Below are 21,804 nucleotides of genomic sequence, written 5' to 3'. Positions count from 1 at the left end.
AGGCTAATCTCATCTCGATCGACGAAGGCAAGCCTAACCTCAGGAGATGGAAATGTCCGAACCGGTACTGGCCCGCAGGGGCTTCCTCACGGCGGCCGCGGGCCTGGCGGCGTCGCTGACCCTGGCCGCGTGCGGGTCCGGCACCGGGACGACGAGCACGACGGGCACGACGGCGGCCGGATCGCCCGCACCGAGCGGATCCGCCGGCGGCGGCCCGTGGACGTTCACCGACGACCGCGGCCGCAAGCTCGAACGCCCGGCACGTCCCGCGCGCGTCGTGGCCCAGGTCGGCTCGGCCGCCGCGCTGTGGGACTTCGGCGTGCGGCCGGTGGCGGTGTTCGGCCCGCACAGGCTCAAGGACGGCAGCAGGGACCCGCAGGCGGGCAACGTCGACATCACCAAGGTCACGGGCCTCGGCAACGTGTGGGACGAGTTCAACGTCGAGCAGTACATCGCGCTCCAGCCCGACCTGCTCGTGAGCAACATGTACGTGAAGGACACCCTCTGGTACGTCCCGGAGAAGTCCAAGGACACCATCGAGCAGGTGGCCCCCACCGCCGGCATCATGCTGACCGGCAAGAGCGCCACGGAAGTGATCGGCCGCTACGAGGCCCTGGCCGCCTCCCTCGGCGCCGACATGAAGGGGGTGCCCGAGGCCAAGGCCCGGCTGGAGGCCGCCTCGAAGGAGCTGGCCGCGTTCAAGGACCTGAAGATCCTCATGGTGTCGGGCGGCGCCGACGCGTTCTGGGTGGTCAACCCGCCGGAGTACCCCGACATCGTCCACCTGACCGCCGCCGGGCTCGACGTCGTCAAGCCGTCCAAGGTGGACGAGGGCGGCTTCTTCCAGACGCTGAGCTGGGAGAACGCCGACACCTACGACGCCGACGTCATCCTGTACGACACCCGCACGCAGGCGCTCAAGCCCGAGGAGATGATGCGGAAGCCGACCTTCGCCAAGCTCCCCGCGGTCAAGGCCGGGCAGCTCTACCCGTGGCGGGCCGAGACGCCGTTCAGCTACCAGGGGTACGCGGCGTTCGTCGAGGGGCTCGTGGCCGACCTCAGGAAGGCTAGTAAGCTCCCCTGACCTCGACGATCTCGCCCAGCGGGAACTCCAGGTAGTCGCCCGCTTCCTCGCACCACGCGTCGAGCGCCCCGCCCTTCAGCTCGCCGTGGCTGATGGTGGCGGTCAGGCCGCCGGTCAGCGTGATGCCGGCCCGCACGCCCCGGTCGACCACGAAACCGAGCAGCGACTGCTGCGCGGTGGGCAGCCGGGTCGCCATCCGCCCGATGACGGCCCAGGTGCGGCCGGCCGGCTGGGCGCTCTGGCCGGTCGCGAGCAGCCGGCGGGCGTGCTCGTACGGGTCGGGCGCGGGGTCGGACACGACGTGCGCGAACCCGTCGGGGCCGGCCAGCGCGGCGGCCCCCGACGGGACGGGCCGTTCCGGCAGCTCGGCCACCTGACCGCCGGGCAGCAGGATCAGCTTGCCGCCCGCGGGCGGCTCCTCGGGGCGGACCCGACGGATGGTGATCTCGCCGGTGTCGGCGACGGGCACCGGGGCGTAGCCGTGCTCGCGCAGCGTGGCCAGCGTGCGCTCGGCGTCGGCCGAGCCGACCAGCACCGTGGGGGCCAGCAGCCGCAGCCCGAGCCGGGCCAGCCGCCGGTTGGCGGCGATCTCGGCGAGCAGCGCCGGGTCGGACGCCTGCACCACGCAGCCGACCGTGGTCACGGTCACCTCGCCGTGGCGGCGGGCCACGTCACGCACGAGGTACTCCAGCGGCTGCGGCACCGTGCCGACCGCGGCCAGCTCCGCCAGCAGCTCGTCGGCGTCGTGGCCGTGGTCGAGCGCGCCGCGCACGCTCGCGGGCGTGAAGCGCCACACCGAGGCGGCCCCGCGCGACTCGCGCTCGGCCACGCGGTCGAGCAGCGCGGCCAGCTCGGCGGCGGGCGGCCCGGTGACCACCGCGGTCAGGTCGGGGCCGAACAGGGCGCTCCTGCGCACGCTGGCCAGCGCCCGCGTGGACGCCTCCACCAGGATCGGGTCGTGCTCGACCAGGGGCACGACCTCGTCGTTCTCGTCGCCCGCCTGCGCGGCCAGCCCGGCCAGGGCCCGGCCGAGGTCGGTGAGCGAGTCGTTGGCCAGCAGGCCGAGCAGCCGCGCCTCCTCCAGCGTCGCCGTGGCGCACTCGCCGAGCAGCTCCTGATCGAGCAGCGGCGCGTGCCAGTGCACGTCGGCCACCAGGCCGGCGCGGTCGGCGAACGCGGTGCCCGACGGCAGGCGCGCCAGCACCGGCAGCACCGCCCGGCGGATGCGGGCCACGGCCGCCCCCGCGCGGTCGTCGCCGAGGACGGTGCCGTAGCGGCCGTCGACGCGGCGCAGCGACGAGCGCTCCATGCGCCACCACGCCGACAGCAGCACCCGCAGCCGCGCGGCGCCCTCGTCCAGCCGCCACCGATCGAACCGCTCGGTCGGCACCATGCCGCCCGCCTGCTCGTCCCAGGCCAGCAGCCGGGCCACCGCGCAGACCTCCAGCAGCAGCCGGGTCTCGTCCTCGTCGCAGCCGGTCTCCTTGGCCACGCGGCGCACCTCGCGCACGCCCACGCCGCCGGTCTTGAGCAGCGGCAGCGGCGTCTTGGAGATGTTGTCGAGCAGGGCCGCGCACCGCTCCACCACGTGCGGCGCGGCCAGCGTCATCAGGTGGTCGACCTCTTCGGGGTCGATGGGGATGGTGGCCACCTCGGGCGGCTCGGGCGTGAACGGCGGGTGGTGGCCGGGGCCGCGCACGCACAGCGCCACCTCGCGCGGCATCTCGGCCACGTGCCAGCTCGGGCGGTAGAGCAGGCCGTGGTCGGCGCACCACTTCTCGGGTGTGCCCGGCACGACGAACCGGTGGCCGTCGACGTCGCGGACGGGGCCGTTCCAGGCGAAGGCGTCCAGCAGCTCGCGCGTGCCCTCGGGGGCGTGGCGCAGCAGCGCCGCCACGTGCGCCGAGTCGGCGAGCACCTCGCTCACCCGGGCGATCGCGGCGCGCTTGGGGCCGCCGGGGGGCAGGCCGAGGCGGCGGGCCAGGGCGCGCAGGGTGTCGAGGCTGATGGTCCAGGAGTTGAGGTAGTGGTCGAGCGGCTCGCCGAGCCCGAGCGGGGTGGGCCACCAGCGGGAGACGGCCTCGGCCAGGTGGATCACGCCCTCGGCGTCGGGCCAGGCCAGCGCGTGGTCGTGCAGCCGGTCGAGCCAGGGCGTCACCTCGGAGGCCGGCACGCCGAGGAACTGCGCGACCCGCTCGGGCGTGGGACGGCGGACCACGAGGCACGCCTGGGCGAGCTCCAGGCACGGCAGCGGGAGGCCGCGCAGCGCCTCCATCACGGCGAAGCCGTTGCACAGCCGCTGGGCGAGCGTGTCGAGCCGCCGCGGCCAGGGCGCGGCGATGGCGTCGGGCCGGTTCGCGAGAATGCGGCCGAGCCGGTCTTCGTCGAGTGTCCGCAGCCAGCCGAGCAGGTGATCATCCATCGGTCAGCACTCTCAGGGGTCGCGCGCGGGACTCACCGTGAGCCATGAGCATCCACGGTAGTGCAGATCACCCCCGGTCACGTGAGGACTGCCCAGACGATCTTCCCTTGTGGTGCGAGCGCCGACCAGCCCCAGCGGAGGCTGAGGGACTCGACGATGTGCAGCCCCAGCCCGCCGGCTTCGAGGGGGCCGGGATAGCGCAGCTCCGGGACCCCGGAGGCCGGGTCGGTGAAGGCGCTGGTGACGAGCGGACCGCGGCGTACCAGGGACATGTGCACGGGCGGCCGGGTGCCGGGGTCGGAGACGTGCAGGCCGTGGCGGAGCGCGTTGGTCGCCAGCTCGGAGACGACGAGCTCCATGTTCTCTGTGAGTTCTTCCAGCTTCCAGCCGCTCAGCGCGCCCATGGCGAAGGCGCGGGCGGCGTGCACGGAGGACGGTGTGGGGGGAAGGACGAACGTGGCACTCGCGGAGGGGCCGGAAGTCAGCAGGTCGCGCGCCGCCTCCGGCCACCAGCCGACGGGGGGCCACCAGTCGAACGTGGTCCATTGGCCGGGAGCCAGGGTGGGTTGCACATAGATCATTCTGCGGCAAACTCTCGTGCAGGTGCAAGGGCGAATGCACGTGCAGAGGGTGCGTGCAGGCGCTACGGTTTCCCTCAAATGGTCGGAACCGGCGTGAAAGGGGATCTTGGCCGCGGTTGATGATCTTTCGACCGTGAAGTGACAGACTAGGTGTCAAGGAAACGACCAAGGAGCAGCGCGTGTCCATTGATCCGCCGGGTTCTGGTTCGACCGTCAGGCGCATCATGCTCGGAGCCAGCCTCCGGCGCCTTCGCGAGGCCAGCGAGCTCACCAGGGACCAGGCCGGATTCCACATCAGGGCGTCCGAGTCCAAGATCAGCCGGATGGAGCTCGGGCGCGTCGGATTCAAGACACGTGACGTCGAGGACCTGCTCACCCTGTACGGCGTCGTCGATGACGCCGAACGCCGTGCACTGCTGGAGATGGTCCGCGAGGCCAACACCCCCGGGTGGTGGCACAAGTATTCCGCCGTGCTGCCCTCGTGGTTCACCACCTACGTCGGGCTTGAGGAGGCCGCCAGCGTGATCCGCACCTATGAGGTGCAGTTCGTGCCCGGCCTGCTGCAGACGGCCGCGTACGCGCGCGCGGTCTTCCAGCTCGGCAACCCCGAGGCGAGCCCCGCGGAGATCGAACGCCGCGTGCATCTGCGCATGCAGCGGCAGGAGCGTTTCACCCAGAAGGACGGGCCGCGCCTGTGGGCCGTCATCGACGAGGCCACGCTCAAGCGGACCATCGGCGGGCGGGAGGTCATGGCCGAACAGCTCCAGCACCTGCTGGAAGTGGCCGCACTGCCCAATATCACCCTTCAGGTGATGCCCTTCAGATACGGTATGCACGCGGCTGAAGGTGGCGCGTTCAGCATCTTGCGGTTTCCCGAGTCCGATTTGTCGGACGTTGTCTATGTCGAGCAGCTCTGGGGTGCCCTATACCTGGACAAACGTGAGGACATCGACCCGTACCTCACGGCCATGGAGCAGTTATGCGTGGAGAGCACCACGCCCGGGGGCACCGTCGAGCTCATCGGCGGTCTTCTCAGAAAGATGTAGATGAAGCAGACCTACAACGGCATGCCCGCGACCGACCTCAAGCAGGTCGCCTGGCGCAAGAGCCGCTACAGCAACTCGCAGGGCAACTGCGTGGAGCTCGCCCAGCTCCCCGACGGTGGCGTCGCGGTGCGCAACTCGCGCTTCCCCGACGGGCCGGCCCTGATCTACACCCGTGACGAGATCCGGGCCCTCGTGCTCGGGGTCAAGGACGGGGAGTTCGACGGCCTCCTCGTCTGACGCCCCCCTCGTCTGACGGGCGCCCGCACGGGCCCCGCCTCCGGTGGCCTTCCCGGGACGGCGTAACCGCGTGTTAACCTCCGGCGTGCCCGCTTAACGGCGGCGCGCCGGGGGCGTAACGGCCCCGCCCCGCGCGGGCGGCAGGATGCGGTCCATGCTCGACCAGATGACTCTCTACCCGATCGCCGACGACGTGCTGTTCGCGCCCGGCGGCAAGGTCGTGATCCGCACGTACGGCGTCGCGCCGGCGGAATCCGGCAGCGTCTCGTACCGCACCTGGGTGACCGGCCTGCGCGACCAGCCCCGATACTGGCACTGGGGCCACTTCGAGGACGCCGCGTCCGGGCACCGCCAGGTGCTGGCGTGGCTGACCGGCCGAGGACCGCAGCCCAAGCAGGCACTGTTGTCCTGACCCTGCTCGCTTCCCGCCTTTTCCCGCCCCCTGCCCGCGCCTCCCGGGGTCGTGTTAGGCTCGCGCCTGAGCCGAGCAATCGCTTGGTCATGCGAGGTCGAGGAGGCGTGGTGCGCCGGGCCATCTACCTGATCGAAGAGGTCGACTTCCGCCCCATGAACTCCCGGCGGCCCCTGGAGTACCTCACCTGGCTGACCCGCTACAAACGCGAGGACGAGACCCTCGACCGCCCGACCCTGACCTCGGGCACGTCCATCAGGTCCCGCGACATCGACCTGGCCGGCGCGTTCTACGCCGTCGGCATCACCGGGCACCCCCAGTTCAAGGCCGTCACGCTGTGGGAGTGCCACGGCGGCTGGGACGGCGGCTGGCGGCAGATGATGAACATCTACCGCGGCGTGGACGACCGCCTCTTCCTGTCCGACATCGACGACCTGCGCTTCTCCGCCTTCTCCCGCCCGCTCGGCGCCGTGCCCGGCACGCCGTCGCTCGCCGACGTCGGCCGCTCCGAGTTCTACCTGTTCGAGAGCGCCCGGGTGCGGCCCGGCGCCGCCCTCGACTACCTGGAGGCCGTGCGCGCCGAGCGGGCGCCGCTGATGGCCGAGCACGGGCACGAGCTGGTCGGCCTGTACGAGGTGCTGTTCTGCGACACCGAGGTGGTCACGCTCTGGGGCGTCTCCCTGGACGACCACCTGCGCACCCAGCGCGCCCGCGACGCCGCGCTCGGCCTCGACGACGAGGCCGAGCCCGACGACCGGCTGCTCGGCTGGGCCAAGCGGGCCCGCGACCACCTCGACGGGCCGTGGCGCGAGACGCTGCTCGCGCCGTTCCCGGGCTGCCGGCTGGCCCCCTGACCGACTCAAGCGGCCCGGGTCAGGGGGTGACGGGGGCGTTCCAGGCGACGACGACCGGCTCGGCGTGCTCGAAGCCGAGTCGTGAGTACGTGCCCGTCTCCAGCTTGAACAGCCGCCCGTCCCGCGGCGGCAGCCCCAGCCAGCGGGCCGCGATCACCCGCAGCATGTGGCCGTGGGCCACCAGCGCCACCCGGCCCTCGGCCGCCCTGGCCCGGGCGATCACCCGGTCGGCCCGCGCCCCCACCTGCTCCACCGTCTCGCCGGGATGCTCCGCGTCGCCGGGGATCACGCCGTCACGCCACAGGTACCAGCCGGGCCGGTCCTCGCGGATGGCCGGCGTGGTGATGCCCTCGTAGCCGCCGTAGTCCCACTCCCACAGGTCGGGCTCCACCTCGTACGCGCCGAGCCCGGCCAGCTCCGCCGTGCGGCGGGCGCGCTGCGGCGGCGAGACGAGCACGAGGTCGAACGTGCACTCCTTGACCAGCGGGGCCAGCGCCCGCGCCTGCTCCTCGCCGTGGGGCGTCAACGGCACGTCGGTGCGGCCGGTGTGCCTGCCGGTCCGGCTCCACTCGGTCTCACCATGCCTGAGCAGCAACATCTCATCCATGCCTCCCATCATCCGGCACGCCCGACCTCGACCTCGCTTGAGGGAGCGGCCGGAGGGAGGTCAGGCGCCGGCCAGCTCCTCGACCACGGGGGTGAGGACGCCGAGATCACGCTCGTGGTGGACGACGAAGTACGACACGTCGTGCGCGTCGCGCCAGTGGCGGAGCCGGTCGGCGATGTCGCGCCGCGTGCCGAGCAGCACCTGGGGGGTGTCCTCCAGGCGCGCGCTGGCGGCGGCGCTCCACGCCTCCTCCGCCCGGCGCTCGCCGGCCTGCAGCACGCTCGTCCCGAGCTCCAGCCGCTCGTAGCGGTCGCCCGCCGCCTCGCGCACGGTCCGCAGCTTGTCCAGGTACGCCGCCAGGCCGCCGTCGCGCTCGTCCGGGCCGCTGCCGTCGCCGCGCACCCGCGTCGTCAGGTGGACCACGTCGGCCTCGCGGGCGGCCAGCCGCAGCATCCGGGGGCCGCCCGCGCCGAGCAGCAGCCGCGGGTGCGGCCGGCTGACCGGCTTGGGCCGCTGGTCGAGGCCGCGGACGCGGTAGTGGGCGCCCTCGAAGGTGAACGGCCCGTCGCCCCACAGCCCCCTGAGCACGGCCAGCGCCTCGGCCAGCCGCTCCACCCGGACGCCGGGCGGGTCCAGCGGCAGCCCGGCCGAGACGTAGTCGCCGGCCATCCAGCCCGTGCCGAGCCCCACCTCCAGCCGGCCGTCCGACAGCAGGTCGAGGGTCGCCGTCTCCTTGGCCAGCACGGCCGGGTGCCGGAAGTCGTTGGCGAAGACCAGCGTGCCCACGCGCAGCCGGGTGGTCGCGCACGCGGCGGCCGTGAGCGCGGCCACGGGCGCGAAGCGCGGCCCGACCAGGTGGTCCGGCGCCAGGAGCACGTCGAACCCGGAGCCCTCCAGTCGCCGGGCCTTCTCGGCCCACTCCTTGCCGGACTCCGCCTGCCGTATCACGGCCCCGAACCTGAACCGCCGCACCGCGCCTCCTCGTCTCGGCCGAGCGTCTGGACCGAGAGTGTACGCCGCCCACTTACCAAGCGCTTGCTTCAAGTGCGACACTGGCCGCATGGACATCCCGGTGCGTCACGCGACGGACGACGAGGTGCGCTTCTTCCACCGGCACGGCTGGGTCCGGCTCGCACGGCTGGTGCCGCCCGACACCGTGACGGCCCTGCGCGAGCGGGCCATGGACCACCTGCGGGCCCGCGAGCGCGGTGCCGCCACGCTGGTGGACCAGGCGTTCGGCCAGTCGCGCGACGTGGCCGACGGCGACGAGGCGTTCCGCGCGCTCGCCCTCGCCCCCGCGATGGGCCGCAACGCCGTCCGCCTGCTCCACAGCGTGCGCGACGTCCGCGTCCAGGTGACGAACCTGCTGGTCAAGGAGCCGGGCGAGCACGGCGCGACGGAGTTCCACCAGGACTTCCCGTGGATGCCGATGGACCGCTCGGCCATGCTCACCGTCTGGCTCGCCCTGGCCGACGTGCCCGCCGACATGGGCTCGCTGCGCTTCTACAGCGGCTCGCACCGGCACGGGGTGCTCGGGCGCAGCTTCACCCGCGCCGGCGACGACCAGCTCACCCAGCACCCGTGGCTCAAGGAGCTGGAGCTGTCGCCGCCGCTCGACCTCGAAGCGGGCGACGCCACCGTCCACCACGCGCTGACCGTGCACGGGGCGCCCGCCAACCGACGCGAGAGCACCCGCCTGTCGTTCACGGTGACCTACTTCGACGCCGACGCCCTCTACACCGGCACGCCGTACAAGCAGACCGACGGGCTCGGCCTGGAGGTCAACCGGCCCTTCGACCACCCGAGGTTCCCGTGCCCGAGACCGTGAGAGGACCGGTCGCCGACCTCGGGGCGACGCTCATGCACGAGCACGTCTTCGGGCTCAGCCCGGAGATCCTCTGGAACTGGCCGGACATCCCCGAGGGCTGGGACCTGGAGACGCGCGCCCGCGAGGCGGCGGCCAAGCTCGACGCGGCCAAGGCCGAGGGCATCGACACGATCGTGGACCTCACCGTCGTCGGGCTCGGCCGCCACGTGCCGGCCGTCCAGCGGGTCGCCGAGCTGACCGACGTGCACATCGTGGCCGCCACCGGCCTCTACACCTACGACGCGCTGCCGCCCTACTTCGGCAACCGCGGCCCCGGCACGCTGTTCGGCGGGCCCGACCGGCTGGCCGAGTTCTTCGTCCGCGACATCACCGAGGGCATCGGCCGCACCGGGGTCAGGGCCGCGATCCTCAAGTGCGCCACCGACCGGCCGGGGATGACGAAGAACTGCGAGCGGGTCTTCCGCGCCGTGGCCGAGGCGCACCTGGAGACGGGCGTGCCCATCACCACCCACTCCCACAGCGCCGGCCGCGGCGGCCTGGAGCAGCAGCGGCTGCTCGCCGCCCTCGGCGTGGACCTCGGCCGGGTCGTCATCGGCCACGCCGGCGACTCCACCGACGTCGCCTACCTGGAGGAGCTGGTGGCCAACGGCTCCTTCATCGGCATGGACCGCTTCGGCATCGGCACGATCAGCCCGTTCGAGGACCGGGTCGCGGTCGTGGCCGCCATGTGCGAGCGCGGGCACGCCGGCCGCATGGTGCTCGGCCACGACTCGTACTGCTTCAACGACCGCTTCGACGCCGACGTCGTGCGCGAGCGCCACCCCGACTACCACCTGCTGCACGTCTCCCGTGACGTCCTGCCCGAGCTGCGCAAGCGCGGCGTCACCGAGGAGCAGATCCACCAGATGCTCGTCGACAACCCGCGGAGGATCTTCGGATGATCGAGGACTTCGACGTCGCCTCGGACTGGCACGTCGCCTCGCCGTACGCGTTCCTGGCCCGGCTGAGGCGCGAGCGGCCGGTGTTCGCCAGCGAGCACCTCGGCGCGTACGTGCTCACCCGCCACGCCGACGTGCGCGCCGCGTACGGCGACCCGCGGCGCTTCTCCTCCAAGGGCTCGCTCACGATCTCCCGCAGCCTCACCCGGGAGACGCGCGAGAAGCTGGGCGAGCACGGCTCGTTCCTGTCGAGCTTCGTGGCCAACGTGGACCCGCCCGACCACACCCGGCTGCGCCGGTCGGTGTCGCGGGCGTTCACGCCGCGCGCCGTCTCGGCCATGGAGGAGACGTTCCGGCGGCTGAACGAGGACCTGCTCGACCGGATCGGGCCCAAGGGCCGCGCCGACTTCGTGACCGAGATCGGCCACGAGCCGTCGATCAAGCTGACCGCCCGCTTCATCGGCGTGCCGGAGGAGGACGAGGCGTTCGTGCAGGCGCACGTGAAGGACTGGTTCCAGCTCTTCCTGTCGCCGGAGCCGCCGGAGCGCCAGCTCGAACTGGCCGACAGCTTCCTGACCTACCTCGCCTACGTGGACCGCCTGGTCGCCGCCCGGGCCGAGCGCCCGCGCGACGACTTCACCTCGCTGATGACCTCGCTCATCGGCACCGAGCTGAGCCACCGCGAGGTGGTGGAGCTGATCTCCACGATCCTGCTCGGCGGCAACGACACCGTGCCCAACCAGCTCGGCAACACCGTCCTGCGGCTGCTGCGCGAGAAGGCGTGGCCGGTCGAGCCGGCCCTGGTCCAGAACGCGGCCGAGGAGTGCATGCGCATCGACGGCGCCTCGCTCGGCTCGTTCCGGTACGCCACGACCGACGTCACGCTGCACGGGGTGACGATCCCCGCCGGGTCGCTGGTGCTGCTGTCGACCGACTCGGCCGCCCACGACGAGACGGTCTTCCCGGAGCCGGAGCGGTTCGTGATCGACCGGCCCAACGCCGACGCGCACATGGTGTTCGGGTACGGGATCCACTTCTGCGTCGGGGCCGCCCTCGGGCGGCTGCAACTGCGCACGGCCCTGGAGGTGCTGGGGCGGCGCCTGCCGGGGCTGCGGCTCGCGCCCGGCCAGGAGATCGCCTACCGCCGCTCGATCGTCGGGCGCGGGCTGCCGTCGCTGCTGGTGGAGTGGTGACGGCGGGCCTGCCCGGCTTCGCCGTGTCCGGCGGCCGGTTCGACGGGCGGGTGGCGCTGGTGACGGGCGCGGGGTCGGGCATCGGCGCGGCCTGCGCCGCGCGGCTGGCCGTCGAGGGGGCGTGCGTGGGCGTCCTGGACGTACGGGCCTCCGGCGCCCGGGCCACGGCCGCCGCCATCCGCGGCCGGGGCGGCACGGCCACGGCCCTCACCTGCGACGTCTCCGACGAGAAGCAGGTCGCCGCCGCCGTGGCCGAGCTGCTGGCCTCGTACGGGCGGCTGGACGTCGTCCACTCCAACGCGGCGGCCCTCGGCCGCGAGGTGTACGGCCGCGACCACCACCTGGAGACCCTGGACGCGGACGTGTGGGACCGGACCATGGCCGTCAACGTGCGCGGCGCGATGCTCCTGGTCAAGCACGCCGCCCCGCGCATGGCCGACGGCGGCGCCTTCGTCCTGACCTCGTCGGTGTCGGGCCTCACGGGCGACCTGGACCACGCCGCGTACGGCACGTCCAAGGCCGCGCTCACGGGGCTCGTCCGGTACGTGGCCACCACGTACGGCGCGCGCGGGATCCGCTGCAACGCGGTCGCCCCGGCGCTGGTGCTCACGGACGCCGCCCGGCTGGCCCTCGGCCCGGACCGGCTGGCCGACAAGGAGGCCGAGCGGCTGCTGCCGTGGGCGTGCGCGCCGGAGGACGTGGCGGACCTGGTGGCGTTCCTGGCCTCGGACGAGGCGCGGTGCATCACCGGGCAGACGGTCGTGATCGACTGCGGCACGCTGGCGCACCGGCCCGAGCACGCCCTCCACCAGCGGCGCCTCGCCCCGCCCTGACCACCGCCTCTCCTCTGGACCCCCTCGTCCCATGGGTCATGCTCATCCCATAAAGTCATGAAAAATCGGGCTTTGGGAGGGCTGATGGAGCCGGTAGCGGTGGGACTGATCGGAGCCGGGCCGTGGGCGGAACTCGCGCACGCCCCCATGCTGGCCCGCGGCCCGCACACCCGCCTGGCCGGCGTCTGGGCCCGCCGCCCGGAGGCCGCCGCCCGGCTCGGCGCGCCCGTGTTCGAGCGGGTCGAGGAGCTGTTCGACGCCTGCGAGGCCGTCGCGTTCTGCGTGCCGCCCGCCGTACAGGCCGAGCTGGGGGTCAAGGCCGCCAAGGCCGGCAAGGCGCTGCTGCTGGAGAAGCCGCTCGCCGACTCCCTGGAGGCGGCCGAGCGGCTCGCCGCGGCCATCGCCGAGGCCGGCGTGCCCTCCCAGATGATGCTGACCCTGCGCTACGCGGCCCGCACCCGCGAGTTCCTGGCCCGCTGCGCCGAGATCGAGCCGTTCGGCGGGCACGCCGCGAACCTCTCCGGCGTCCTGCTCGGCGACCACCCCTTCGGGACCCCGTGGCGGCTGGAGCGCGGCGCGCTGCTCGACGTCGGACCGCACATGATCGACCTGCTCGACGCCGCGCTCGGCCCCGTCACCGGCGTGCGCGCCCACGGCGACCCGCTCGGCTGGACCGGCCTGCTGCTGGAGCACGAGGGCGGCGCGGTCAGCGAGACGTCGCTCTGCATGACCGTCCCCGGCGAGACCCCGCCCACCTCCGTCGCCGTCTACGGCCGCAAGGGCAGCGCCGTCCTCGTGCCGGACGACGGCGACGCCCTGGCCGTCGTCGCCGAGGAGTTCGCCCGCACCGTACGGGAGGGCGGACACCCCCTCGACGCCGCCCGCGGCCTGCGGCTCCAGCGCGTCATCGCCGAGGCCGAGGCGCAACTGGCTGCCCCTTGACTTCGGCTCGATCCGGAGCATTGATAGCGTTTGTCCGACGCGCAGTGTTGCAGCGAAGTCCGGTGCGAGTCCGGCGCTGTCCCGCAACTGTCATAGCCAGGTCGCCTGCCTCTGCGCCGACGTCATCAACCCTCGTGGAAAAGGGTGATCCGTCGCTCATCGCGGGTCTCTCGGTTCCGACAGTGTGAAAGGACTACTCGTGAGGCCCGTACGCACGGCCTTCGCGGGCGCGCTGCTGGGAACGCTCGTCCTGGCCGCGTGCGGCCAGACCGCCCCCACCGCCCCCTCGTCCACCGCCCCCTCGACCGCCTCCACCGCCTCGGCTCCCGCCTCCGCGAGTCCCGACGCCGCGGCCGGCTTCCCGGTCACCGTCGAGGCCGCCAACGGCAGGATCACCCTGGCCAAGCGCCCCGAGCGCATCGTCTCGCTGTCCGCCGCGCACACCGAGACCCTGTTCGCCATCGGCGCGGGCCCGCAGGTGGTGGCGGTCGACGACCAGTCGAACTTCCCCCAGCAGGCCCCCCGCACCGACCTGTCCGGGTTCAAGCCCAACGTCGAGGCGATCGCCGCCCAGAAGCCCGACCTCGTCATCATCTCCAACGACATCAACAAGGTCGCCTCCGAGCTGGGCAAGCTCAACGTCCCCGTCCTGCTGGAGCCCGCCGCCACCAAGCTGGACGAGGCGTACGACGAGATCGCCGACCTGGGCGCCGCGACCGGCAACCAGGCCAAGGCCGACGAGCTCGTCACCACGATGAAGGGCGCGCTGGACAAGCTCGCCGCGAGCGCCCCCAAGGACCGCAAGCTCACCTACTACCACGAGCTCGACCAGACGCCCTACGCCGCGACGTCCTCCACCTTCATCGGGCAGATCTACGCGATGTTCGGCCTGGTCAACATCGCCGACAAGGCGCCCGGCGCGGCCGGCGGCTACCCGAAGCTGTCCAAGGAGTTCGTCGCCCAGGCCGACCCGGACCTGATCTTCCTCGCCGACGTGAAGTGCTGCGGCCAGAACAAGGAGGCCCTGGCCAAGCGGCCCGGCTGGAAGAACCTCAAGGCCGTGAAGAACGACCAGGTCGTCCCGCTCGACGACGACGTGGCCTCCCGCTGGGGGCCGCGCATCGTGGACCTCGCCCACACGATCGGTGACGCGGTCTCCAAGGCGGCCGGCTCGTAGTGTCCCGGCCAGCGCCGTTCCGCCGCTCCGGCCGTCCCGACCGGCTCTCGGGGTCTTCCCGACCCGCTGAGCCTGCCGGGTCCGCGGGATCCCCTGAGTCTGCCGAGCCGGCGGGATCCTCCGAGCCTGCCGGGACCGTCGGATCTGCCGGATCTTTCGGATCTGCCGGGTCTCCCGGATCTCCGGAATTCCCCGAGTCCGCGGGGTCCACCGCCCGGCCAGCCCCGTCCGGCCCGCCTGGCCCGTCCGGCCCGCCTGGCCCGCCTGGCCCGTCCGGCCCGCCTGGCCCGCCTGGCCCGCCTGGCCCGTCCGGCGCGCCCAAGCCGCCTGGGCCGCCCGCGCCGGCCCGGGCCAGGCCGCTGTGGCTGGCCGGGGCGGCGGCGTTGCTGGTCGTATCCATGATCGTCGGGCTGCTGGGCGGCGCCGCCGACATCTCGCCCGGCCAGGTGGTGCTCCAGGCGCTCGACTGGCTGCCGCTGGTCGACGTCCACTCCGGCCTCGCCCCCGTCGAGCAGGGCCTGCTGTACGAGATCCGGCTGCCCCGCGTGCTGCTCGCGGCCGTCGTGGGCGGCCTGCTGGCCATCGCCGGAGCGGGGTACCAGGGCGTCTTCCGCAACCCGCTGGCCGACCCGTACCTGCTCGGCGCCGCCGCCGGGGCCGGGCTGACCGCGACCGTGGTCATCGTGCTCGTCCCGGCCGGGGTCGTCGCCGTGCCGGTGGCGGCCTTCGCCGGGGCCTTCGGCGGCGTGCTCCTCGCGTACGCGCTGGGCAACACCGCCGGGCGCTCCGGCGGCACCGCGACGCTCGTGCTGGCCGGGGTGGCGGTCACGTCGTTCCTGACCGCGATCCAGACGTTCATCCAGCAGTTCAAGGTCGAGGAGCTGCAGCGGATCTACTCCTGGATCATGGGGGACGTCGGCGGCGGATGGGAGCAGGTCCGCCTCGTCCTGCCGTACGCCGCCGTCTCCTCGGTCCTGCTGCTCCTGCACGGGCGGATGCTCGACGTGCTGTCCGTGGGCGACGAGGAGGCGACCAGCCTCGGGGTGCGCGCGGGCCGGGTCCGGCTCGTGGTGCTCCTCGCCGCCTCCCTGGCCACGGCCGCGGCCGTCGCGGTGAGCGGCCTGATCGGGTTCATCGGGATCGTCATCCCGCACGTGGCCCGGCGGCTCGCGGGCGGTTCGTACCGGATCGTGCTGCCGCTCTCGCTGCTGGGCGGGGCCGCGTTCCTCGTGCTCGCCGACGTCGTGGCCCGCACGGTCATCGCGCCGGCCGAGCTGCCCATCGGGGTGGTCACCATGTTCGTGGGCGCGCCGTTCTTCGTCGGCGTCCTGCGCCTGACCCGCCGGAGCGCCCCATGACCCGCCCCACGCCAGGCGGTCCTCCCAGAACGCCGTCCTCTGCCACGTCCGGCGCCCCGGCCGGCTCCGCATCTCATGAGACCTCCCCGAAGAGCGCCGCGAGCACCCACGAGCCCACTGCGGGTACCCAGGCGGGCACCCACGAGACCGCCGCGGGCACCCACGAGACAGCTGCGGGCGCCGACGAGACCGGTGCGGGCGGCCAGAGCAGCACCGCGGGCGGCCAGAACGGCGCCCAGGGACCGGTGATCGGCGCGGTGGCCTTCTCGGTCCGGCTGGGTGAGCGGCGCGTCCTCGACCGCGTGGACCTGTCCGTACGTCCCGGCGAGTGGCTGGCCGTCCTCGGCCCGAACGGCGCCGGCAAGTCCACCCTGCTCAAGGCCGTCATGGGCCTGCTCGCCCACGACGGCGAGATCACGCTCGGCGGCCGGCCCGCCCGCGAGCTGCGCCCCCGCGACCGGGCCCGCCTCGTGGCCTACGCCCCCCAGACGCCGGCCCTGCCGCCCGACATGACCGTGTTCGACTACGCCCTGCTCGGCCGCACCCCGTACATCCCGTACCTCGGCCGCGAGAGCCACCACGACCGCGAGGTCACGGCGTCGGTGCTCGACCGGCTCGACCTCAGCGGCCTGGCCACCCGCCGCGCCGGCGAGCTGTCGGGCGGCGAACGGCAGCGCGCCGTGCTGGCCCGGGCGCTCGCCCAGCAGGCGCCCGTGCTCCTCCTCGACGAGCCCACCACCGCCCTCGACCTCGGCCACCAGCAGCAGGTGCTGGAGCTGGTCGACCGGCTGCGCCTCGCCGACGGCCTCACCGTCGTCACCACGCTGCACGACCTAACCCTCGCCGGGCAGTACGCCGACACCCTGCTGCTGCTCGCGGACGGACGGGTGGCGGCGGCGGGCCGCCCCGCCGAGGTGCTCACCGAGGACCTGGTCGGGCGGCACTTCGGCGCCGGCGTCCAGGTGCAGCCGGGGCCCGACGGCCGGCCCGTCGTCCACCTCGTCCGGGGAGGGCCGCGAAGGTGAGCCTCAGCCACCGTGAGGACGCGGGCGGGCTGCGGCTCACCTTCCGCAAGGAGGAGGGGGAGCGGCTCGGGACGTTGCTGTGGGAGTTCGGGCCCGGCTGGCGGATGATCTCCTCGGCGGTGCTCGGCGGCGGCATCGGGCCGCGCGCGTGGGTGCTGAACGCCCAGGTCGTGGCGGGCTACTCCCGCATGGACCCGGCCGGCCACCTGGCCTCCCTGGCGCCGCCGGGGGAGGGGGTGGGCATGATGACGGCCGCCTCGGTCTCGCGCCGCGTCATCGCCTCGGACGGCGGGGTGCGGGTGGTGGCCACGGTGGGGCTGCGCGTCCCCACCTGGGCGGCCGCTCCGGAGGGCGCGCCCGATCCCGAGCTGGCCCCCATGCTGGCGCCGCCACGGGTCGGCACGATCAACATCGTGGCCGCGTTACCGGTGGCGATGACGGACGCGGCGCTGGTCAACGCCGTCATGACGGTGACGGAGGCGAAGACTCAGGCGCTGGTGGAGACGGGGTTCGCGGGCACGGGCACGGCGTCGGACGCGGTGTGCGTGGCCGTACGGGAGGAGGGGCCGGAGGAGCTCTTCGCCGGGCCCCGCTCGACCTGGGGCGCCCGCCTGGCCAGAGCCGTCCACCAGGCGGTCCGCGCCGGTGCCGAAACGTGGCGGCCTCGCGCCGTAGAGTGATGAAATCTGGAGAACGCGGCACGGAGTGAGCGGCCGGTCTCCATACTGGGCCTGTGACACGCCTTGACGCGACGGTCGTGCCGCCGCACCATCCCCCCTACATCGTGGCCGACCTGCTCGGCCTGCCGGGGGACGACATCCGCTACGAGCTCGTCAACGGCAGCCTGCTCATCAGTGCGGGGCCGACGCCGCTGCACCAGCGGGTGAGCAGCCGCGTCTGCCGCATCCTGGAGGATGTCGCGCCAGAGGGTGTGGAGCCGCTGCAGACGGTGAATCTCAGGGTCGGTTTCAGGGAGCTCTACGTCCCCGACGTCGCCGTCGTGCCCGCCGCGGCGACGGAGAGCGCGACCTCGATGGTCTCGCCGCGGGATGTCACGCTGGCCGTGGAGGTGGTCGGCCCGACCAGCAGGGCCCAGGACAGGTTCCTGAAACCTGAGGTCTACGCCGCCGCCGGCATCCCCGTCTACTGGCGCGTCGAGATGGACGAGGGCCCCACCCTCTACGTCTACGAGCTTGACGGCGAGACCTACGGCCCGCCCACCGCGCACAAGGCCGGCGTCGTCGCGGACCTGCACGCCCCGTTCCCCGTCAGCTTCGACCCGGCCGACCTCATGAGGCGTCGCGGCTGAGCGTGCCGTCCGCCGCGACCCTGACCCCGTAATCCTCGGCGGCCCCGCGCGACGTGACGCGGCCCGCCCGCAGATCCTCCGCCACCGCCGCCAGGTCCCGCTCCAGCGGCGAGCCGATCCCGCCGCCCCCCGTCGTCTCCACCACGAACGCCTCCCCGGCCGCGAACCGGACGTTGTTCACCTTCGACGCCAGCCGCTCCAGCGTCCCGTCCAGGCGGCGCCGGTAGAAGCCGCCGAGGCGTCCCGGCAGTCCGCCGTCGCGACCAGGAGGGGCCAGGCGCAGCCGGTCGCCGCGCGTCGTCACGTGGCAGTCCGCCAGGAACCGGTACACCGTGCGCGACCCGAGCCCGCCGCGGAACCGGCCGGGCCCTCCCGAGTCGGGGACGGTCTCGACCGACTCCACCAGCAGCGGGCAGCGGCTCTCCACGGGCTCCGCCTGGGGCACCGAGTTGCGGCCGATCCCGAAGTGCACGCCCGTCGCGTCCGGCCCGTCGAGCCCGCGCCGGGCGCCCACCCCGCCGAAGTCGTACGCCAGATGGATCCAGTACGGCGCCCCCACGGCCGCGATCGAGAACGGCTGCAGGATCCCGCTCGCCGCGATCGCCCGCTCCGGCACCGCGTCCGACAGCGCCTGGAACACGGCCTCCATGGCGGCATAGATCGGCACGTACCGGCCGCCGCACGGATGGGGGGAGCGGGCGTCGAGCAGCGACCCGGCGGGCAGCCGCACGTCGATGGCGCGCAGGCAGCCGTCGTTCATGGGGATGGCCGGGTCGAGGAAGCAGCGCACCGCGAAGACCGCGGCCGCCAGCGACTGCGACGCCGACGCGTTGATCGCCGCCGGCACCTGCGGGTCCGTGCCCGCGAAGTCCGCCACCGCGCCCGACCGCGCCGCCTCCGCCCCGGGCAGCGTGAGGGCGACCCGGACGTGGCGCGGGGTGGCGAGGTCGATGCCGTCGTCGTCGATCGGGTACGACGCCGCGAACCGCCCCGCCGGCAGCTCCGCCAGCGCCGCCCGGGTGCGGGCCTCCGTGTAGTCGAGGTACGCCTCGACGCCCGCGGCCAGGCCCGCCTCGCCGTACTCCTCGACCAGCGCGCCGAGCCGGGCGGCGGCCACGGCCGTGCCGGCGATCAGCGCCCGCACGTCGCCCATGACCTTGTCGGGGGTGCGGCTGTTGGCGCGCAGGATCGCCTCGACCGCGGGCTCGATCCCCGCGGACGTCGCCAGGCGGATCGGCGGGAGCTGGAGCCCTTCGAGGAAGATGTCGGTGGCCAGCGGCGCCATGCCGCCCGCCGACAGCCCGCCCAGGTCGGAGACGTGGATCATGGTGGCGGTGAAGTACGCGGGCCGCCCCCCGACGAAGACGGGGCGGTAGACCAGCAGGTCGTTGGTGTGGACGCCGCCCCGGTAGGCGTCGTTGAGCACGTACACCTCGCCCGGCCGCATGGAGGCGAGGGGGATGTCCGCGAGCAGCTCGGGCAGGGCGACCTTGAGGGCCATGCTGTTCATGAGGGTCGTGGCCATGGACTGGGCGATCAGCCGTCCCTCGGCGTCGAGGAGGGCGGCGGAGGCGTCCGAGCCTTCGACGATGAACGTCGAGTAGGCCGAGCGCACCACCACGATGCTCGCCTCCTCGGCGGCGACCACGAGCGCGTTGCGCAGCACGTCGGCGGTGAGCGTGTCAGGCGCCATCCCGCGCCTCCCCTCCGGTGGTGATCCGGGTGAGGTGGACGGCGCGCCCGGGGCCGAGCCGGGCCGTCCAGCCGGGCGGCACGACGATGGTGGACTCGGGGTCCTCGACGATCGCCGGGCCGTCCAGCCCGGCCCCCAGGGTGGCGCGGGTGCGCACGGGCGTCTCGGCGTAGCCACCGAGCTCGGGGAAGTACGCGGGGCGCGTCCCGGGCGAGGGCCGCGAGGGCTCCCTCCCGGGCGCGGCCGGTGACGGCCCTCCAGAGGGCGCGGTGGGTGGCTCGCCCAAAGCGGTGCCGGTGGGCGGCTCGCCCAAAGCGGTGCCGGTGGGCGGTTCGCCCGCAGCAGTGCCGGTGGGCGGTTCGTCAGGCGCGGCCCCCAGGAGCGGGGCGCCGGGTGACCCTCCGGCCGGGGCCGCGAGCGTGACCTGGACGCGGTAGCCGACCAGCTCAACCTCCCCCCGCTGCTCGATCCCGTACACCTGCGCGTACCGGGAGAGGAACCGCGACTCCAGCCGGTCCCGCGACGCCTCCCACGGCACCGTCAGATCGTGCGACTGCCCGCGGAAACGCGCGTCCACCGACCGCTCGACCCGCACCCCCGGGTCGTCCGGCGACACGCCGAGGTCGGCCGCCGCCGCGGACGCCAGCCCGGCGAAGACCGCCTCCGGATCGCGGGCGCCGAGCCGCGACAGAACCCGGTCGGCCGACAGCTCCCCGGCCAGCAGACCGGCGGCGGAGGCGACCCCGCAGTGCTCGGGCACCACGACCAGCCCGATCCCGAACCGCTCGGCGACCCGCGCCGCGTGCGCGGGCCCGGCCCCGCCGAAGGCCACGAGCGCGAACCCGCGCGGGTCGATCCCCCGTTGCACGGTCACCACGTGCACGGCCGAGGCCATGGCGGCGCTGACGATCGTGTGGACGGCGTGCGCGGCCTCGGCCCGCGACACCCCGAGCGGCTCGGCGAGCCGGTCGAGGGCCTTGCCGGCGAGCGCGGGCGACAGCGGGATGGAGGCGGCGGCCAGGTAGCCGAGCACGAGGTTGGCGTCGGTCACGGTGGGCTCGCCGCCGCCGAGCCCGTAGCAGGCGGGGCCGGGGGAGGAGCCCGCCGAGTGGGGGCCGACGCGCAGGGCACCGGCGGCGTCGATCCAGGCGACGCTGCCGCCGCCCGCGCCGACCTCGGCCAGGTCGATGGCGGGCGTCTTGATCGGCACGCCGGTGCCGGCGCGCCGCCCGCCGAAGCTGCCCTTGCCGCCGACGTGGAACTCGTGCGTGATCTCCGGCCGCCCGCCGCGCACCACGCACGCCTTGGCGGTGGTGCCGCCCATGTCGAACGAGATCACGTCGCCGAGTCCGGTGGCCGCCGCGGCGAGCACCCCGGCCGCCGGCCCGGACTCGATGGTGGCCACGGCCCGCCGGGCGGCCAGGCGGGCCGACATGACCCCGCCGCCCGACTCCATGACGTGGACGGGGGCGCGCACCCCGAGCGCGGCCAGGGCGTCCTCCAGGCGCGACAGGTACGACGCCATGAGCGGCCCGACATAGGCCGACATGATGGTGGTGGTGGCCCGCTCGTACTCGCGGATCTCCGGCCACACCTCGGAGGAGGCCACCACGTCCGGCACGTGCTCGCGCAGGATGGCCGCCACGCGCCGCTCGTGCGCCGGGTCGGCGTAGGAGTGCAGCAGGCAGACGGCCGCCGACGTGATGCCGCGCCGGGCGATCTCGGCGGCGGCCCGCCGGGCGGAGTCCTCGTCGAGCGGGGTCAGCACCTCGCCGCGGGCCGAGATCCGCTCGGTCACCTCGAAGCAGTCGCCGGGGTCGACGGGTGGCGGAGGGGGCGTGAAGCGCAGGTCGTACCGGTCCTCCTCGACCCGGGCGTAGCGGCCGAGCGGCACGACGGCGCGGAAGCCCCGCGTGGTGACGAACGCGACGCGCACGCCCCTGCGTTCCAGCACCGCGTTGGTGGCGAGCGTGGTCGCGTGGACCACCCGGGTCACGAGCGCCGGGTCGAGCCCGGACAGGACCCGCGTAACGCCGGTGACGATCCCCGCGATGGGGTCGTCGTGGGTGCTCAAACACTTGGCCACGGTGACCGCGCCCGAGGGGCGGCGCAGGACCACGTCGGTGAAGGTGCCACCGACGTCCACGCCGATCGCGAAGCCCATTCCGGTACGGTAGACAACAAGCAAGCGCTTGTCTACGACCTTCCCTCTTGTACTTACGGCAGGCGATTGGGACGCTGTTGACACTTCTGCGAAACGGAGCG

Annotated in this window: 21 protein-coding genes; 15 read left to right on the top strand and 6 right to left on the bottom strand. The window is 73.8% G+C overall.

What is annotated here, in order from left to right:
• Positions 1-52: 52 nt before the first annotated feature.
• Positions 53-1,084, top strand: coding sequence for an ABC transporter substrate-binding protein (locus HD595_RS03755; protein ID WP_253765596.1), 1,032 nt, complete (start codon positions 53-55; stop codon positions 1,082-1,084).
• Here the strand turns inward: HD595_RS03755 and HD595_RS03750 are convergent.
• Together HD595_RS03750 and HD595_RS03745 are read right to left on the bottom strand one after the other, a co-directional pair.
• Positions 1,068-3,506, bottom strand: a complete 2,439-nt coding sequence (locus HD595_RS03750; RefSeq protein WP_253765594.1) for a helicase-associated domain-containing protein — start codon at positions 3,504-3,506, stop codon at positions 1,068-1,070. The two genes, HD595_RS03755 and HD595_RS03750, sit on opposite strands and share 17 nt — an antisense overlap.
• 77 nt (positions 3,507-3,583) lie before the next feature.
• A complete protein-coding gene (locus tag HD595_RS03745; RefSeq protein WP_253765592.1) occupies positions 3,584-4,087 on the bottom strand; it encodes an ATP-binding protein in 504 nt (167 codons plus the stop codon).
• A gap of 224 nt (positions 4,088-4,311) precedes the next feature.
• On the opposite strand from HD595_RS03745, the gene HD595_RS03740 reads away from it, so the two are divergent.
• The 4 genes from HD595_RS03740 (at position 4,312) to HD595_RS03725 (ending at position 6,636) form a co-directional block, all read left to right on the top strand.
• On the top strand, positions 4,312-5,133 hold the full coding sequence (locus tag HD595_RS03740; RefSeq protein WP_175589180.1) for a helix-turn-helix domain-containing protein: 822 nt from the start codon (positions 4,312-4,314) through the stop codon (positions 5,131-5,133).
• A complete protein-coding gene (locus HD595_RS03735; protein WP_113703532.1) occupies positions 5,134-5,370 on the top strand; it encodes a DUF397 domain-containing protein in 237 nt (78 codons plus the stop codon).
• A gap of 154 nt (positions 5,371-5,524) precedes the next feature.
• A complete protein-coding gene (locus HD595_RS03730) occupies positions 5,525-5,782 on the top strand; it encodes a hypothetical protein (protein ID WP_253765590.1) in 258 nt (85 codons plus the stop codon).
• A gap of 110 nt (positions 5,783-5,892) precedes the next feature.
• Positions 5,893-6,636 (top strand): hypothetical protein, encoded by a 744-nt coding sequence (locus HD595_RS03725; RefSeq protein WP_253765588.1) that lies wholly within the window; start codon positions 5,893-5,895, stop codon positions 6,634-6,636.
• 19 nt (positions 6,637-6,655) lie between these two features.
• On the opposite strand, the gene HD595_RS03720 is transcribed toward HD595_RS03725, so the two are convergent.
• Together HD595_RS03720 and HD595_RS03715 are read right to left on the bottom strand one after the other, a co-directional pair.
• Positions 6,656-7,243: a histidine phosphatase family protein gene (locus HD595_RS03720; protein ID WP_253765585.1), complete on the bottom strand. Its 588-nt coding sequence runs from the start codon at positions 7,241-7,243 to the stop codon at positions 6,656-6,658.
• Positions 7,244-7,303: 60 nt separating this feature from the next.
• On the bottom strand, positions 7,304-8,215 hold the full coding sequence (locus HD595_RS03715) for a TIGR03621 family F420-dependent LLM class oxidoreductase (RefSeq protein WP_253765583.1): 912 nt from the start codon (positions 8,213-8,215) through the stop codon (positions 7,304-7,306).
• An 88-nt stretch (positions 8,216-8,303) separates the two neighbouring features.
• Between HD595_RS03715 and HD595_RS03710 the strand changes: the two genes are divergently transcribed.
• From HD595_RS03710 to HD595_RS03665, 10 genes are all read left to right on the top strand, one after another.
• Positions 8,304-9,071 (top strand): phytanoyl-CoA dioxygenase family protein, encoded by a 768-nt coding sequence (locus tag HD595_RS03710; RefSeq protein ID WP_253765581.1) that lies wholly within the window; start codon positions 8,304-8,306, stop codon positions 9,069-9,071.
• Positions 9,056-10,012, top strand: a complete 957-nt coding sequence (locus HD595_RS03705) for a phosphotriesterase family protein (RefSeq protein ID WP_253765579.1) — start codon at positions 9,056-9,058, stop codon at positions 10,010-10,012. The genes HD595_RS03710 and HD595_RS03705 overlap by 16 nt, the downstream gene beginning before the upstream one ends.
• On the top strand, positions 10,009-11,202 hold the full coding sequence (locus HD595_RS03700) for a cytochrome P450 (protein ID WP_253765578.1): 1,194 nt from the start codon (positions 10,009-10,011) through the stop codon (positions 11,200-11,202). Before HD595_RS03705 ends, HD595_RS03700 begins: the two co-directional genes overlap by 4 nt.
• A complete protein-coding gene (locus HD595_RS03695; protein WP_253765576.1) occupies positions 11,199-12,035 on the top strand; it encodes an SDR family NAD(P)-dependent oxidoreductase in 837 nt (278 codons plus the stop codon). Before HD595_RS03700 ends, HD595_RS03695 begins: the two co-directional genes overlap by 4 nt.
• Before the next feature lie 99 nt (positions 12,036-12,134).
• Complete coding sequence (locus tag HD595_RS03690; protein ID WP_253765574.1) at positions 12,135-12,977, top strand: Gfo/Idh/MocA family protein; 843 nt, start codon at positions 12,135-12,137, stop codon at positions 12,975-12,977.
• Between the two features lie 199 nt (positions 12,978-13,176).
• Positions 13,177-14,154 (top strand): ABC transporter substrate-binding protein, encoded by a 978-nt coding sequence (locus HD595_RS03685; RefSeq protein ID WP_253765572.1) that lies wholly within the window; start codon positions 13,177-13,179, stop codon positions 14,152-14,154.
• 383 nt (positions 14,155-14,537) lie between these two features.
• The gene (locus HD595_RS03680) at positions 14,538-15,512 is read left to right on the top strand and encodes a FecCD family ABC transporter permease (protein ID WP_420540684.1); all 975 of its coding nucleotides are present in this window, start codon (positions 14,538-14,540) and stop codon (positions 15,510-15,512) included.
• Positions 15,509-16,537: an ABC transporter ATP-binding protein gene (locus HD595_RS03675; RefSeq protein WP_253765570.1), complete on the top strand. Its 1,029-nt coding sequence runs from the start codon at positions 15,509-15,511 to the stop codon at positions 16,535-16,537. Before HD595_RS03680 ends, HD595_RS03675 begins: the two co-directional genes overlap by 4 nt.
• The gene (locus HD595_RS03670; RefSeq protein ID WP_253765568.1) at positions 16,534-17,217 is read left to right on the top strand and encodes an adenosylcobinamide amidohydrolase; all 684 of its coding nucleotides are present in this window, start codon (positions 16,534-16,536) and stop codon (positions 17,215-17,217) included. Before HD595_RS03675 ends, HD595_RS03670 begins: the two co-directional genes overlap by 4 nt.
• A gap of 53 nt (positions 17,218-17,270) precedes the next feature.
• The gene (locus tag HD595_RS03665) at positions 17,271-17,846 is read left to right on the top strand and encodes a Uma2 family endonuclease (RefSeq protein WP_253765566.1); all 576 of its coding nucleotides are present in this window, start codon (positions 17,271-17,273) and stop codon (positions 17,844-17,846) included.
• Here HD595_RS03665 and HD595_RS03660 read toward each other — a convergent pair.
• Positions 17,827-19,539 (bottom strand): hydantoinase B/oxoprolinase family protein, encoded by a 1,713-nt coding sequence (locus HD595_RS03660; protein ID WP_253765564.1) that lies wholly within the window; start codon positions 19,537-19,539, stop codon positions 17,827-17,829. The genes HD595_RS03665 and HD595_RS03660 overlap by 20 nt on opposite strands.
• Positions 19,529-21,703: a hydantoinase/oxoprolinase family protein gene (locus HD595_RS03655; protein ID WP_253765562.1), complete on the bottom strand. Its 2,175-nt coding sequence runs from the start codon at positions 21,701-21,703 to the stop codon at positions 19,529-19,531. Before HD595_RS03655 ends, HD595_RS03660 begins: the two co-directional genes overlap by 11 nt.
• Positions 21,704-21,804: the final 101 nt, after the last annotated feature.

Origin of the sequence: Nonomuraea roseoviolacea subsp. carminata (assembly GCF_024172185.1) — a bacterium.
GTDB classification, from domain to species: Bacteria; Actinomycetota; Actinomycetes; order Streptosporangiales; family Streptosporangiaceae; genus Nonomuraea; species Nonomuraea roseoviolacea.
The sequence above is the reverse complement of the archived record's forward strand: the minus strand, read 5'-3'. Positions and strand labels throughout refer to the sequence as shown.